This window comes from Natronococcus occultus SP4 (assembly GCF_000328685.1).
GTDB lineage: Archaea > Halobacteriota > Halobacteria > Halobacteriales > Natrialbaceae > Natronococcus > Natronococcus occultus.
Window position 1 is genome coordinate 3,011,820 of sequence record NC_019974.1, and the last position, 14,863, is coordinate 3,026,682.

At 57.2% G+C, this 14,863-nt stretch carries 13 protein-coding genes; 7 read left to right on the top strand and 6 right to left on the bottom strand.

Annotation, left to right across the window (positions count from 1 at the left end):
• Window positions 1–298: 298 nt before the first annotated feature.
• Window positions 299–829 carry an HTH domain-containing protein gene (locus NATOC_RS14820; protein ID WP_015322281.1) on the bottom strand — a complete coding sequence of 177 codons (531 nt, stop codon included), beginning with the start codon at window positions 827–829 and terminating at the stop codon, window positions 299–301.
• 314 nt (window positions 830–1,143) lie between these two features.
• Here NATOC_RS14820 and NATOC_RS22440 point away from each other — a divergent pair, with 314 nt between their 5' ends.
• Complete coding sequence (locus tag NATOC_RS22440; RefSeq protein ID WP_015322282.1) at window positions 1,144–1,296, top strand: hypothetical protein; 153 nt, start codon at window positions 1,144–1,146, stop codon at window positions 1,294–1,296.
• Between the two features lie 222 nt (window positions 1,297–1,518).
• Here NATOC_RS22440 and NATOC_RS14830 read toward each other — a convergent pair whose 3' ends face one another.
• The 3 genes from NATOC_RS14830 to NATOC_RS14840 form a co-directional block, all read right to left on the bottom strand.
• Window positions 1,519–2,775: a thiol-disulfide oxidoreductase DCC family protein gene (locus NATOC_RS14830; protein ID WP_015322283.1), complete on the bottom strand. Its 1,257-nt coding sequence runs from the start codon at window positions 2,773–2,775 to the stop codon at window positions 1,519–1,521.
• Window positions 2,772–3,419 carry a hypothetical protein gene (locus tag NATOC_RS14835; RefSeq protein ID WP_245549650.1) on the bottom strand — a complete coding sequence of 216 codons (648 nt, stop codon included), beginning with the start codon at window positions 3,417–3,419 and terminating at the stop codon, window positions 2,772–2,774. The genes NATOC_RS14830 and NATOC_RS14835 overlap by 4 nt, the downstream gene beginning before the upstream one ends.
• A gap of 654 nt (window positions 3,420–4,073) precedes the next feature.
• The gene (locus tag NATOC_RS14840) at window positions 4,074–4,490 is read right to left on the bottom strand and encodes a ribbon-helix-helix domain-containing protein (RefSeq protein ID WP_015322285.1); all 417 of its coding nucleotides are present in this window, start codon (window positions 4,488–4,490) and stop codon (window positions 4,074–4,076) included.
• A gap of 227 nt (window positions 4,491–4,717) precedes the next feature.
• On the opposite strand from NATOC_RS14840, the gene NATOC_RS23210 reads away from it, so the two are divergent.
• Window positions 4,718–4,849: a hypothetical protein gene (locus NATOC_RS23210; RefSeq protein WP_015322286.1), complete on the top strand. Its 132-nt coding sequence runs from the start codon at window positions 4,718–4,720 to the stop codon at window positions 4,847–4,849.
• A gap of 182 nt (window positions 4,850–5,031) precedes the next feature.
• On the opposite strand, the gene NATOC_RS14850 is transcribed toward NATOC_RS23210, so the two are convergent.
• Window positions 5,032–5,352, bottom strand: a complete 321-nt coding sequence (locus NATOC_RS14850) for a DUF7344 domain-containing protein (protein WP_049888801.1) — start codon at window positions 5,350–5,352, stop codon at window positions 5,032–5,034.
• A gap of 1,710 nt (window positions 5,353–7,062) precedes the next feature.
• Here NATOC_RS14850 and NATOC_RS14855 point away from each other — a divergent pair.
• The 3 genes from NATOC_RS14855 (at window position 7,063) to ilvA (ending at window position 12,045) form a co-directional block, all read left to right on the top strand.
• Entirely contained in the window at window positions 7,063–7,869 is an 807-nt protein-coding gene (locus NATOC_RS14855) for an IclR family transcriptional regulator (RefSeq protein WP_015322289.1), read from the top strand.
• Between the two features lie 282 nt (window positions 7,870–8,151).
• Window positions 8,152–10,722 (top strand): GcvT family protein, encoded by a 2,571-nt coding sequence (locus tag NATOC_RS14860; protein WP_015322290.1) that lies wholly within the window; start codon window positions 8,152–8,154, stop codon window positions 10,720–10,722.
• Window positions 10,723–10,791: 69 nt separating this feature from the next.
• Entirely contained in the window at window positions 10,792–12,045 is a 1,254-nt protein-coding gene (ilvA, locus tag NATOC_RS14865) for a threonine ammonia-lyase (protein ID WP_015322291.1), read from the top strand.
• 54 nt (window positions 12,046–12,099) lie between these two features.
• Here ilvA and NATOC_RS14870 read toward each other — a convergent pair whose 3' ends face one another.
• Complete coding sequence (locus tag NATOC_RS14870; RefSeq protein WP_015322292.1) at window positions 12,100–12,489, bottom strand: Rid family detoxifying hydrolase; 390 nt, start codon at window positions 12,487–12,489, stop codon at window positions 12,100–12,102.
• Window positions 12,490–12,626: 137 nt separating this feature from the next.
• On the opposite strand from NATOC_RS14870, the gene NATOC_RS14875 reads away from it, so the two are divergent.
• Together NATOC_RS14875 and NATOC_RS14880 are read left to right on the top strand one after the other, a co-directional pair.
• Window positions 12,627–13,877, top strand: a complete 1,251-nt coding sequence (locus NATOC_RS14875) for a serine hydroxymethyltransferase (RefSeq protein ID WP_015322293.1) — start codon at window positions 12,627–12,629, stop codon at window positions 13,875–13,877.
• Window positions 13,878–14,229: 352 nt separating this feature from the next.
• The gene (locus NATOC_RS14880; RefSeq protein WP_157224641.1) at window positions 14,230–14,862 is read left to right on the top strand and encodes a helix-turn-helix domain-containing protein; all 633 of its coding nucleotides are present in this window, start codon (window positions 14,230–14,232) and stop codon (window positions 14,860–14,862) included.
• Window position 14,863: the final 1 nt, after the last annotated feature.

The following is a 14,863-nucleotide window of genomic DNA, read 5'->3' on the forward strand; positions in this document are numbered from 1 at the left end:
ACGCTGGAACGACGAAGCGGTTGACACAACACTTTTTCTACTGTAGTGTTAACTACTGACACAGTAGCCGACGGCCGGAAACCTGTCCGGTACTGGCGACTGAGATTCATAACCACGTCCGACCGTCGGCTACTGAATCATCTTTCCGGCTCTCGGGGCCACCGATCCAGCGACAGCCGGTGTCAAAGTGCGCTCCCGTCCGCGACACGCAACTCGCCACAGCGGAGCGCCCCGCGGGACGAGTCGTCGCGCCACGAGCTGTCGATTCCGGCTCGCCCCTCGCTCGACGCGTTGCACACTACTGGGGCGGCTCGCTCGGCTCTGCGAGCGCGTCGCGCTCGTGATACTGAAGAGACAGCTCGCGGTCCGGCGCCGGTGTGAGAACGCCGTCCTCGAGCGCCGCGAGACAGTCTTCGACGTCGTAGCTCCGGTCGTCGTCCGCGCAGGGCGCCACCCAGCGCAGCTCTCCGTCCTCGTAGACGGCCAGCGACGCCACCGGCACCCGCAGCTCCGTGCTCGAGCCGGGGTGGAGCAGCGAGCGCGTCTCACGCCGGGCGAACGCCGGCGCCAGCGAGTACCCCGTGCGGTCGGCCCACGCCTGGAAGGTCGCAACCGTCGTCGACACTGACGAGGCGGAATCGCTGAGCGCTTCCAGTGCGGGCCGCACCGTCGTCCACGTTTTGACCTCCACCTCGGCGACCGTGTCCCGGTCCTCCAGCCGGCGTGCTCGCGCCACGAGGTCGCTGAGCCGCTCGACGGTGTCGGCCGCGGAGTCCGCACGAACGAAGAGATCGACTCGAACCGGCCCTAGCGGCGGGGGAGTGGTCATTAGTACTCTGTGGGGTGTTACCACACCTACGGCTATAAGTGTGATGAAAGACGTCCGACGAAGCTCCGTCGGGCGATCGTCTCACCGCCCCGTTTCGAGCAACTGTGGCGCTTGACTCGAGCAACCGGGAGGGAGCGACTCCGCGTTCGAGAACTGCTACGCGAGACGGGGTTCGTCCTCGAGGACACACCACAGAGCCGAAGCTGCACTATCGGACCGCCCGCCAGCGCTCGTCGCCGACTCCCCGCCCGGTCGTTTTCACCGTTCGAAAGCATGCCCCGCTGTTAATACGGTCAACGAGGAAAGAAAACCGGATGAACGAGGCGATCCCTGCCCAGTGTCCCGACTGTGGCGCGACGGAACTGAACCTCGCTCGCGTCTCGCCGACCGACCACGACCGTGGCCAGGAGTGGGTGGTCCACGCCACCTGCGAGCGCTGTGACGAGTACGCCGAGTGGTTCGAGTAGCTCCGGATCCGCCGCAGTCCCCGTGACGAATCCGGACGACGCTATCGGCGATCCGCGGACGATCAGAGTCCCCTCAGGTGTCGACACCCGTCTCTCGGCCGACTGTCTCACACTCGAGTTCGGACAACTCGAGGAGTGTTGCTTCGAACGCCACCTCGTTCTCGACATCGATCGGGCAAACCCGTTCTCCGTCGCTCGAACGGACGAGGCAGCGGCGGTCACTCAGGATCGGTTCGTCTCGGGACCGGAGACGGAGCGATGGCTTCGGTTGCGGGCGAGATACTCGTAGGCACGATGCCCGACGGCCCTGACCGGCGAGAGCCCCATCACCAGCGTGAGCGGTGCGAAGATCCGGAACTGCCTGAGGAGCTGCCGGAGCGCCTCGTAGCCGCCGTAGACCTCGCCGTCCCGGACGAGAGACAGCCCCGCGTCGAGATCGACGTCGTCCCGATCGGCCACCGCCGTCGGAACGTCAGACCGGGAGTAGAACCGAACCGAGTCGTTGATGTCGAGGTGCTTGAAGAGATAGAGGCTCCGGACACAGAAGCCACAGCGGTCGTCGTACACCAGTTCGGCGTCGTTCGAGTCGGCCGCGATCGCTCGGTAGCCGACGTCCCAGGCGACGAACAGCGAGAGGACGAGAAACATATCGATGAAATAGAGGCCGAGCATGGCGATCACGGACGCGTGAAAGCCCAGCAGTCCGAGCACGGACAGCGTGATCGGCAGCCCCAGCAGGACTGCGACGAGCAGCGACAGCTGCACCAGCGCGGTGCCGACGAAGCCGATCCAGCCCAGTAACTCGAACTCGAAGATCGGCGCCGCCAGCGGTCGGTCGACGCCGATCACTTCCTGTGCCTCGAGGACGTCCTGCCGGAGTTCGGCACCCGACAGCCAGATCTCGAGCGGGCCGTTCATGATCTTCCCCCACGCGGCGCCGAGATACAACAACCCGACGACGACCAGTCCCCACTTGAGCGCGCGCAGCCGGTAGACCCGATTCGGTCCCTCCGTGAGGAACGCGTTCAGCTGGTCGAGCGACCGGTCTCGGGTTCGCAGCAGCGCGTCGACCGACAGCACGTCGTCCTCGTGAAAGAACGCGAACAGCAGGATGAAATACGCACAGACGAACAGCGATTCGACGGTTCCGGCCAGGTAGATCGTCGATTTGACCGCCAGCATGTGCATCAACAGGAGACTGGCGAGCCCGCCGGTCCAGCGGATCTTGTAGCCGACGATGAACGAGACCAGCAACGCGGCGACGACCCACTGCTGGTAGGGCAACAGGGCGAAGAACACGTCCTGGTGGAGGTACGCGATCGGGTCGTTGACGTGATGGTCAGGCCACTCCCCGTAGAACCCCCAGTCGAGCGAGACGACCCGCCAGAGGACCCAGGCGCCAAGCAGGACCCGAACGACGGCGAGGTTGAACGGTGACGAACGGCTGTCGTCGGCGAAGTAGTTAACGAACGCGCTCATGTGTTGTCGTGTTCGGTGATGGTGTGATCGGCCACGTCGACCGTCAGCCGGAGTCGTTCAGTGTTCGATTCGACCGCCGTCGTGTCGTCGGTGAACGTTATCGTTCGCTCGTAGACGCGGACTGCCTCGAACGCCTCGTACTCGCCGAGTTCGTCGGCGGTCCACCGTTCGTCGTCGACGTACCGAGGCGGCTGGAGCCGCTCGGAGACGGGTGGCCCGCCCGACTCGATCTCTGCCCGATACTCGATGGCGTTCGAGACGAAGAACTCGCCCATCGCCATCCGCTCCGCGTCGTCGTATTCGGCGACCATGTCGCCGGCGATCGTCGACGTTCGCGAACCGACCGTCGGCGGAGTCGCGCGATCGTCGAACTCGAGTTCGTTGCCCGCCGTGTCGACGATACGAACCTCGTAGTAGGTCCGCTCCTCGTCGTTCGGTTCGGAGAACTTGTGCATGTCGACGACCGGCATCAGCGGCATCCCGACCAGCGTGACCGCCAGCAGGGTCGAAAAGAACCCCGCGAGCCAGACCTGCCGTGCGATGCGTCGGTGTGCCAGCCCGAGACAGAGCAGCGTCCCGAGGAAAAACAGCACGTACACCGTGGGAAAGATGATTTCCGTAAATGGGGCTACGTGATCTAACAATCGATCAACACCTACTGAGACAAATAAACGATACGTTAGATAAACGCTCGTGTCAGTTCCGGACGCTGACACTCAGACGGTAATGAAAATCAGCCTTTCCTCAAACATTTTCAGTTAATAAAACGATATACCACGAGCAAACTGGATTCCGACGTCCTCGAGAGCGGACGAACGTCGCTCTCGACGGAGTTCCGTCGCCGGACGTGAACTTCGACGGTCCCTGCTCGTCTCGTATTGCCGTAGCTGTTCGACCTGGAAACACTCCGAAACTGTCGACGAACAACAGGCAACCCAGAAGCGACGGCGAAACGGGCACAGTCGGCAAAGGTGATCTATGACACTTTTCCAAACGGCCGCTTCCGCCCGTCGAGACCAGGTCGCCTGCTTGGACGGTCTCAACGCTCATACTAAGACTTGTCTATTTCATCAACGGTTGTGAGTGTCTACACTTCGATACTGTTTGTGGCCGTCCCTCCTCGGCGTTCCTCTCCCCGGGTCAGTAGAACGGGTCTTCAGCCACTCCTGTGCTCGGATTCGTGCTTCCCGTCAATGGAAATCGTTCTAGAAGACGTCTCCTGATACCCGTCCTGTCCCCGTTTCCGACGACGGGCCCGTACTCCCAGCGCTGCACCTGGGATCGGCGCGGACGGACAGTCAGCGCGACGACGGGTCGCGTGTTTCGGGACGGTGTGGCGTCGCCCCTTCGACGATCAGATCCAGCAACATTGCGTTCGGACTCGAGGGCGGATACCGCGTATCGATCAGCTCCCGGGCCGTCTCGAGGTCGCCGCGAACCGCAGCCTGCCGGACCCGACCCGCGGTCCGCAGGAACTCCGAGGAGTCGGCGTCGGCAATGTACTCGGCCGCCTCGGTCGCCGTCGCGTCCAGCGCCTCGCGCCGGATCTCGTCGAACTCCTCGAGGTGGGGCTCGTAATCGTCCTCGAGTTCGGTCAGCAGGTACTCCACGGCGAACCGCTGGAACTCCGATTTGTTCGCGAACGCGCCGTCGTCGATGTGTTGCTGGACGATCCCGAGGACCTCTTCGGGGAACCGGACCGTCGATTTCACCATGGTATCACGAGTCGTGAACGAACGGGATATCGTTTGTGGTGGCAGTACGCACCGATCGCCGGGGACGGCTGCCCGTAACCAGAACCCCGCTCGGCACCCATCGGACCGTCTCGAGGACGGATGGCCGTCGATTCCACACGGTCGACTCACGCTTCCCGACCGCGAGCGAGTCGGCCGCCACCGTCGTGACCATCCTGCAGTTTCCGGCTCGTCACGACCCGTACGGTATGTGCGCAAACATCACGGAGAACGACGAGGGAAAATCCGTCATCGCCGCGGACGAGGTCGGGATCGTCAGCGACGTCGAACACGGAACCGCGTACGTCGATCCTAATCTCACGGACACAATCACATCGTAACTCGGCCGGGGCGACGCCGACGAGGAAACGTACGCCCTCCGGGCGGACAACGTGGCGACGATCACCGACGAGGAGAGCCGACTCAAGCGGCGCTGAGATCGCGTTCGGATCGGCGGCGACGTACCGAGCGTCGCCGGCTCGCCCTCTCGCGACCGTGCTACGAACCACGCGCCAGTCGCCGACTACGGATCGAGCGGGATCGTCCGCCTGCGCGTCGGGTCGGTCAGGTACGGCTCCAGGTCGGCAACGTCCTCGAGGACGACCACTCCGTTTTCGCGGTCGTACTCGATCACGTCGTGGGCGGCCAGCCGCGGAAGGTGGTCGTGGACCAGCCGCAGCTTGGCGTGCTCCCGTTCGAGCTCGGCGGCCCGGTTTTGCTGCCGGGCGGCGAGCTGATCGGCCAGGGCGCCCACCGTCGCACGGCCATCGTTCTCGAGCAGTTCCGTCAAGACGTGCTGGCGATCGGTGTCGGCCAGGATGGCGAACGCCTCGTGGGTCTCCATGAGAGTCCTTCGGGAGGGCAAGAGAAAAAGACTCGCTCCAAAACAGATGGGCCCCGTTCTGTGAACGGTTCAGATCACGAACCTGCTGATTTCGTCTCGGTTCGGCGCCGGCCAATAGCGGGTTACTGCCACCGCGGCGCCTCGACGGAGTAGCCAGCGAACGCGGTCGGACCGGAGGACAAGCGTTTCCCGTGTGAGTGGTGAACACGCAACTATGAAGAAACAACGCGCGATCACCGACGCGGAACGGGAGCGAGACGAGACCGGCGTCCTCGCACGAATCAGAGAGTTCGTCGCGAGGGAGTGACGGGGCGCCACGGCCCTGGTCCACGCGGTCCGAGCTGACCAAAAAAGATTGGAGCAATCGTTACTGCACTGCATGCCCTATGATACCGTGCGTCGGGATCTGTGAGAGACACTCTCCGACGCGGCTCGACGCGCCAGTCCCAGCGACGGAGCACTCGTGGAAGCGAGCGGGCGAGCGGACCACCAGCACGGTCGGCGGTGGTCCGGGCTCCGTCTCGGTGGCAGCTGTCCCAGCTGCGGCGGCACACGCCGATGACACACCCGGCGGGCTGACCGGGCGTTCCCGGTCAGTCGGCGGTTCTCTCGTTCACTGTTCGACGACACGTCGGTCGCCTCAACCACCGTGGCGGTTGCAGTACTCTTGACGCCGAGGAGTGAGCGTGGGTTTCGTGTGCTCCAAGCGAACGTGAGAGGTCGAGGTGAACACAGTCTCGCCAAGGGATCGCGCGGCGAAACGAGGCACGTGAGCCGCCAGTAGGGGCGTTCGGGCTGTACGTACTCGAGGACGAACACGTAGTCAGCGGGCTCGTTATTCGAAAGAACGGTCACCGATATGAGGATTGCACCCAGATCACAATAGTTCTCGGTCAATAGCTTACTTACTAATACGGTACTGTAGCCAGCGGACAAATCTACATCGCGAAACGGACGATCTACTTTCCTTTTACTCGTCGAAGAGTGGTATTCAGATAAGTGAAGGAGTAGGTCATAGCGCTTTCAAAGGCTCTCTGCTCGAAAACGCACGTCTCAGCTCAGGATTGATCAGTTTGACTCGGATCCGTTAGGAGGGAAACATTGAAACTGTTTATACTCTCCCATCCCAGCTCCATTCTTCTGAATCCTCATTTCCGAATACTGTTCTTATAACTATTAACAAGCTCGGTCAGCCGCTCGCAACTATGGTCATAGAGCGATCTACAGCCTAGTCGGAACCCGGATCACGCTGCGGTTGGCGAAACCGTGATCCGACACGCTAACGAGCAGTGGTGGCTATACGCTGTAGCAGATCCTGAACCGAGCGCTTATTCCATACATGACCCGAACCGGCCAGAAACGAAGTGATTGTAAACACTTCCTTCACCGAACTGTGTGAAAAATATGGCGTCGAAGCGCCGTATCTTTTGTCGGTATCCGCAAAGAACTAACCTACGACTGCTAACGGCACAGCCTCGGTTTCCGATACAACCGGTATGGAATGAGGAACAGCGATAGAATACAATTTTGGAGACAGGATAATAGAGCACTCTATTACTAGATAGTTATAGGCTGATACACAATAAAACAGCAAATGAGTTTCTAGTACTTTCAACAGGAACCGGTCCGACTGTTCACACATTGCCGTTGACTACCAAGGCTGTTTGGAATAGGCAAACAATTATGATCGTATAGATGGAAACGAATGGCATGACTAAGGCTGACTCACCGCGGACGATGAAGACAGTACAAGTTAGTTGGGATATTATCGAGGCTTTAGAAGAACTCTGTGGGGCAGGTGTTACCGAACTCGCAAACTATCTCGACATTCCTAAAGGAACGGTGTATACTCACTTGGCCACACTAGTCGATCGAAAGTACGTGGTGAAACATGACAACAAATATTATCTTAGTTTCCATCTATCGAGCTTAGGAGAAAGCATAAAGACAAAATCACTTCTCTATAATGCAGCACAAGACCCCATAAAAGAGCTTTCACGGGAAACTGGGGAGTATGTCCATTTAGTAACTGAGGAGCACGGCGAGTTGATATACTTGTATGAACAGAAAGGTGATAATGCGGTCGGAGAGGAGTACTTCGAGCAAAAGTTTGGGTCTCCGGACTACCTGCACACATCCGCTTACGGGAAATCGATACTAGCATATCTTCCAGAAGCACGTGTCGAAGGGATAATTGAGGAGAGAGGGTTGCCAAAACAGACGAAAAATACTATTACAACAGCGGAGAAGCTCTTCGAAGAGCTGGAAGCGATTCGTGAACAGGGGTATGCTCTCAACGATGAAGAGGACATCCGCGGTACTCGGGCGGTAGGTGCTCCGATTCTGGATAGCGGCGATGATACCGTGCTTGGAGCCGTTAGCCTTACTAAAACTACAAGCCGAATGCCAGAGAAGGAGTTCAGAGAACACATCCCCCAGGAGGTTGTGAACACAGTGAACGTCATCGAAGTGAATTTGCAGACTCTAAAAAACGAGTCTACAAACTACATCAAATGAGCCATCGTGTAGAGTCTTTAACTCGTCTGGAGGACGACGTTTCGAATCACCCCGTATCCGCAGATCGTTATTATCCAAACATCCGGGGATATACGGTGGTGTGTTGACGGAGTAGATTACATCTATACAATTGTAATGTATACGGAGATCATTCGAGTATTCCAAACGTGGATACACTGACTTTGATCCACTAATTTCCACACTCTCATGGACGAAACGTTGGTGCACACTCACTTCTCCGATAGATATATTTAGGTGGACAAGCAACCTGTACACGGCACCATGAGTAGAGGTAGCAATCTACCTGCAGAAGCGGATACGGTTATCGTAGGCGCCGGAATTGTCGGTTGCAACGTTGCATACCAGTTAACGGAGCTGGGAAGGGACGATGTAGTTGTAGTCGATCAGGGACCGATGCCCACTACCGGTGGCTCTTCGACGCACGCGCCGGGTATCATGTTCCAGACCGACGAACCGAAAATTCTGACGAAGTTCGCACAGTACAGCCGGAAGCTGTACTCGGATCTGGAAGGTCAGGACGGCGAGCAAGCCTATAACGAGGTTGGTGGTATCGAAGTCGCGCGAACTGACGAACGAATGGAGTACCTTCAGCGCCGCGTTGAATGGGCTAAATCTTGGGATCTCCCCGATCCACAACTTCTGTCTCCCGAGGAGGTCGAGGAAAAGCTTCCCCTGGTTGATAGCAACCGCATCAAAGGTGGCTACTATTCACCGACCGACGGTCAGGTTTCCGGAGTCGTTGCCTGTGACGCACTCGCCCGCGAGGCAATGAACAACGGTGCGACGTTCGTTCCACACACACGAACGGAGGATGTCAAAGTCGAGAACGATGCGGTCCGAGAGGTAGTCACCGAGAACGGGGTCATCGAGTGTGACGAAGTCGTGATCGCGACGAACATCTGGACGCGACAGTTGGGCGAAAAACTCGACGTACACCTTCCGGTAGCTCCTGTTGAACACCAGTACACGATAACGGAATCGTTAGACGAACTCTCCGACGCCACGGCTGACATCACCGATCATCCGCTGTTCGAAAACTACCGAAACGTCTCCGGAGAAAAGGCAAAGCGTCTGCTTTCCGGACCGGACCGTCCGATTCTTCGGGACCAGGACAATGCGTTGTACTTCCGAACCCACGGCGACGCGTACGGGATCGGCTCCTACAACCACGAACCGATCGTTCCCGATCCGCAAGAGCTCGGTGGCAACGACTCCGGTGGAGAGCAGGCGTCAGTTCATGAGTTCACCGAGTACCACATGGACAACGCGACTCACCCGGATCGCCCGGACAAGGCGCCTCGACAGGCCAGCGACGAACTGCTACCTGCAACAGACGGGGCCGAGCTCGAATACAAGTACAACGGAATGTTTGCCGAGTCACCAAACGGGCTCCCGATAATGGGCCCCGTTCAGCAGTACGATGGGCTCTGGACCGCTGCAGGTATTTGGGTTACTCACGCTGGTGGCGCTGGAAAAGCGCTCGCCGAGTGGATGGAAAACGGAGTTCCGCAACTGGACGGCGAACGTATCGATCTCGCTCACGCCAACGTCAATCGGTTCGACGACCACGAGGGAAGCTGGGATTTCGCCCGTGATATCGGCGGTGAACAGTACCGCATCGTTTACAGTATCGTTCACCCGAAGTGGATCTGGACGGACAAGCAGCGAGATATTCGGCGTACACCGATGTACCACAGTCACAAGGAACTCGACGCCGAACTGTGGGCCGAAGCCGGGTGGGAGGAACCGCAGTGGTTCGAATCCAACGCTGACCTGGTAGCGGAGTACAGTGACGACATTCCTGACCGTGACGGATGGGAGGGGAAGTACTGGTCGCCCATCGAAGGCGCTGAGACGCTGAACGTCCGTAATAACGTCGGTCTCCACGACATGACCTCGTTCAATAAGATCGAGGTTGTCGGCAGTGACGCGGGCGAGTTCCTCCAGTATCTCTGTACGAACGATATGGAACTCGACGTCGGCGATGTTCGGTACACACTAATGTGTAACGAGGGCGGTGGCGTTCGTGCGGACTTCACCGTTACACGGACAGATGCGGAGCGCTACCTCATTTTGACGACGGGTCGTGAGGTCGGGAATAACCACGTCGCGTGGATCCGCGATCAGGCTCCCGAGGACGTGACCGTCAACGACATCACCTCGAGTCTTGCTGCGATGGTGTGTACCGGACCGAACGCCCGAAAGGTGCTCTCGAAGGTTACCGACGTTGATCTGTCGGACGACGCGTTCCCCTTCTTTACCAGCAAGCAGTTCTTCGTCAAGAACGTGCCCGTGACAGCACTCCGTGTTTCCTTCGCCGGCGAACTCGGATGGGAGTTTTACACGCCATCCGAGTACGGAGAACGGCTCTGGGAACACATCATGGAGGCAGGTGAAGAGTACGATATTCGCCCGTACGGCAACGGGGCACTTGACGCACTCCGGATCGAGAAAGGATTCCGGCTCTGGGGACAGGACCTACACACTGAGCACAACCCCTACGAAGCGGGCCTCGGTTGGGCCGTCGACTTGGAGACCGACTTCATCGGCAAGGAGGCGGTCGCCGCTGCTGCCAACGGGGATAACATCGAACACGAGATTGCGTGTCTGACCCTTAATGACGAAACTGCTACAGTCCTCTCGCATCGCCCCGTTCTCGACGGCGATGAAACCATTGGGTACCTTCACAGTGCGGAGTACGGATACACCGTCGGTGCCTGCGTAGCGTACACGTACCTGCCACCGGAGTACGCCGAACCCGGTACCGAGGTTGAAGTGCTGTACGAAGGTGAACGGTATACGGCGACCGTGCGAGAAGAGCCGCTAGTCTGAGCGGCGTTCCGTTCAAGCACCATCTTTCGATTATTGTCTGACGATTTCTGTGGAGAAACAGATAAGACGATGAAAAAACAAAAAGACGTTCACGTACGATACGAGGAAATCCAGCACGCGGACGACCGATTGAGCGACGAGACTGTTGTCAAACACACTCCCGTCGAAAGAAGCACGTCGCTTAGCGAGATGTCCGGTGGCGAGGTGTTTCTGAAAATGGAACATCTGCAGTGGACAGGCTCGTTCAAAACCCGGGGAGCATACAACAAAATCTCCCAGGCTGTCGCTGCTGGTACTGATAACTTCGTTGCTGCAAGTGCTGGGAACCACGCTCAAGGTGTCGCACTCGCTGCCACGAAATGTGGAGCGGACTCGACTATCGTGATGCCGGAGACGGCACCACAGGCGAAGATAGACGCCACTCGCAGCTACGGGAGCACCGTCGAACTTGTCGGTCAGGATTTTCAGGACGCGATGTCTTACGCACAGACACAGGCGGAAGGTGACAGTACAGAATTCGTGCACGCTTACGACGATCCACATATCGTTGCGGGACAGGGTACGCTCGGGATCGAGATCTACGAGGACTGTCCAAACCTCGACACCGTCGTCGTTCCTATCGGCGGTGGCGGACTCATAAGTGGTGTTGCGACCGCCCTGAATCGACTCTCACCGGAAACACGAGTCGTGGGTGTACAGGCGGAAGGCGCTGCAACGGTTCATGAAAGTCTAGATAAGGGGATGCCGGTTACCCTTGACGAAGTGAGCACGATCGCAGACGGGATCGCGACTGGCGGTATCTCGGAACTGACACTGGAAACTGTCGAAACCCATGTCGACGAAATCGTGACCGTTTCTGACACGCAGATTGCGCGCGCTGTTCTACTCCTGTTAGAGCGTGCTAAACAGGTGGTCGAGGGTGCCGGTGCTGCGCCCGTTGCAGCGATTTTGAGTGATGAGTTAGACGTGGATGGAGAGACTGTTGTTCCGGTTCTCAGTGGAGGGAATCTCGATATGACCATGATTCGGACCGTTCTATCGCATGCGCTCACCGATAGAAGACAAATTCTTCGGCTACAGGTCAAGATCAACGACGCACCCGGGAAGATGGAAGAGATATCCGGCATCGTTGCAGACCATGGGGCTAACATCCATGACGTACAGCACGATCGAGTCGTACCCGGTCTGAACGTCGGAGAAGCGTATCTCGAGTTTCAAATCGAAACGAGCGGTGCGGAACACGCGGACGCGATCATCCGAGCAATCAAATCCAGTGGCTACACGGTCGAAGAGGTCGACAGAACCTCCGACGAAGGGATCTAAGAACTAACTCCCGAAGTTGGAACTCTTGATTCAGGACCCTCGTCAGTTGAATTACTAGGCTTGCTCACTGGCCACAGCTATCGCTTCGATTTCGATCGCAGCCCCCTTGGGAACGCGTCCGACCTCGATCGCACTTCTTGCAGGGGGTTCGTCAGCAAAGAATTCACTATACGTCTCGTTGAACTCGTCGAAGTCATCGATGTCAGAAAGGAACACAGTCGTTTTGACGACGTTCTCCATTGCTTTTCCTTCCTCCTCCAAGATCGCTTGAACGTTTTTGAGACATTGATCGGTTTGTTCTGTTACGGATGCGTCGTCGAGCAGTTCACCATCGGCCGTTATTGGAAGCTGCCCCGATGTGAAAATCAGTTCCTCAGTCTTTACTGCCTGACTGTATGCTCCGATGGCTGCAGGTGCCTTGTCAGTACTGATAACGCGTTTCACAGCTATGGGTATGCGATAGCATACATTATATTTTTCTCATTCATCAAATACTGACTCCGCAACTGGATACCGAAGCAGTAGCAGGGGAATGGTATGGGACCACAAATTATATGTTCTCATTTATCTATGGTTGTAGCATGGTGTTCGAGCAGTCCCTAGAGCAGATAGATCCGGATACCTCCCAAGCGATCGACTCCGAGCGTAACCGCCAGGAGTCAACCCTCGGAATGATCGCGTCAGAAAATCACGTTTCTAACGCTGTCCTCGAAGCACAGGGGAGTCTCTTAACGAACAAATACGCTGAAGGGTATCCCGGAAACCGATACTACGGTGGATGTGAGCACGTGGATACTGTCGAGCGTCTCGCTATCGAGCGAGCAAAGAAACTATTCGGTGCGGACCACATCAACGTACAGCCACACAGTGGTACGCAGGCGAATATGGGAGTATACTTTTCCGTTCTCGAACCGGGTGACAGAATCCTCTCGTTGTCGCTCTCTCACGGTGGCCACCTCTCTCATGGTCACACCGTCAACTTCTCCGGCCAGCTTTATAACGTCGAACAGTATGAAGTCGATCCGGAGACGGGGTACATCGACTACACCGAGCTCGAAAACCAGGCGCGCGAATTCGATCCCGATCTCATCGTTAGCGGATCCTCTGCCTATCCTCGAACGTTCCAATACGACCGACTTGCGGAGATCGCCAACACGGTAAACGCGTACCATCTTGCGGATATCGCTCATATAACGGGTCTTATCGCAGCGGACGTGCATCCCTCACCGGTCGGAGATGCAGACTTTGTCACTGGTAGTACACACAAGACGATCCGAGCAGGTCGCGGTGGAATCATTATGTGCCAACAGGAACACGCGGACGATGTCGATTCCGCAGTGTTTCCGGGCTCACAAGGTGGACCGCTTATGCACAATATTGCCGGCAAGGCTGCTGGATTTGCAGAAGCACTAACGGACGACTTTGAAGCGTACGCCAACCAAACGGTAGCGAACGCAAAAGCGTTAGCTGAGGTGTTTACCGAGCGCGGGCTCTCGTTAGTCAGCGATGGAACCGACAAACATCTTCTGCTCGTCGATCTTCGCGAATCCCATCCGGAAATCACTGGAAAGGAAGCTGAGTCACTACTTTCTGAAGTGGGCATTGTAGTCAACAAAAACACTGTGCCGGGGGAGACGAGATCCCCGATGGTGACGAGCGGAATTCGCATTGGAACCCCCGCTCTTACGACCCGTGGATTCAAAGAGCCAGAAATGCAGACTATTGCTGGACTTATTGTAGACGTGCTTGACAGCGAAGGAAGCCGGAACGTTCAAACGGAAGTCGCCGAAACGGTCGAGCAGCTTTGCGAAGAGTTCCCGATATACGATTAGCCTGTTGTCGCTAATCGAATCCAACTGTGCCACATAAACCACAGTAACCAGGAAGTCAGTCTATACCTGATCGTACGACAGCGGCGCGGTCCGAACAAACCGTGTGAGCGAGGACTGGAGAAGAGCGAACGGGGAACAGAGTGGACCGCAAACTGTGCGATCGGTGGACAAACAGTTGGAGTACGATACCGAAACTGACTGTGGTACGAGAAACGCAGTATCGGAGACAGAGGTATCTGTATACTATAGAAGTGCTTAAGTCATATGGTGAGAGATACCATGGCGAAAGCGATGGTCGGTACCAAGACACAATAGCTACACTGCACCCATGACAGTTACAAGTGAGATTCATATGAAACATCAGACGCTCGCACTGGCACCGACAATCGAGAAGGTCGAGGGATTAGACGTCGAGATATTGCCGGAGGTGACGACCGATCCCCAATCGGACGCTTTTCCGTACGTGTTTCGTACGGCAGATGGAGACGAATTGGAGAGCATACTACAGTCGGACTACACGATAAAACGGTACAAGCAGATCGATGAGTACGAGGACGCCAGCCTCTACTATATCAGACACTCGTCCGATGTCCATCTCATCAGTCCCGTAGTAACCGACGTCGATGGGTTGATTCTTCAAGCGAAAACGAAGGACAACGGATGGATCGTTCGGGTACAACTGCCGGGTCGAAGTGAGCTCCACTCGATATGGAAGTATGCCCGCAAGAACGATATTGAAATCAATTTTTTGAATATACAGCGCGAGGACGGATTCGAGGCCAACGAGACACATACTCTAACCGAAGAGCAAAAAGAGGCGCTCGTTGTAGCGTACAACCAGGGGTACTTCAGTCAACCCAGGGAGTCCTCGCTCGAGGAGATCGCCGATGAAGTCGGAATCACGTCACCAGCGATGGGAGGTCGGCTGAAAAGGGGAATTCGGAATCTGATTGCGGATTCGCTACCAGGGGAGGTAGAGCGCTAAC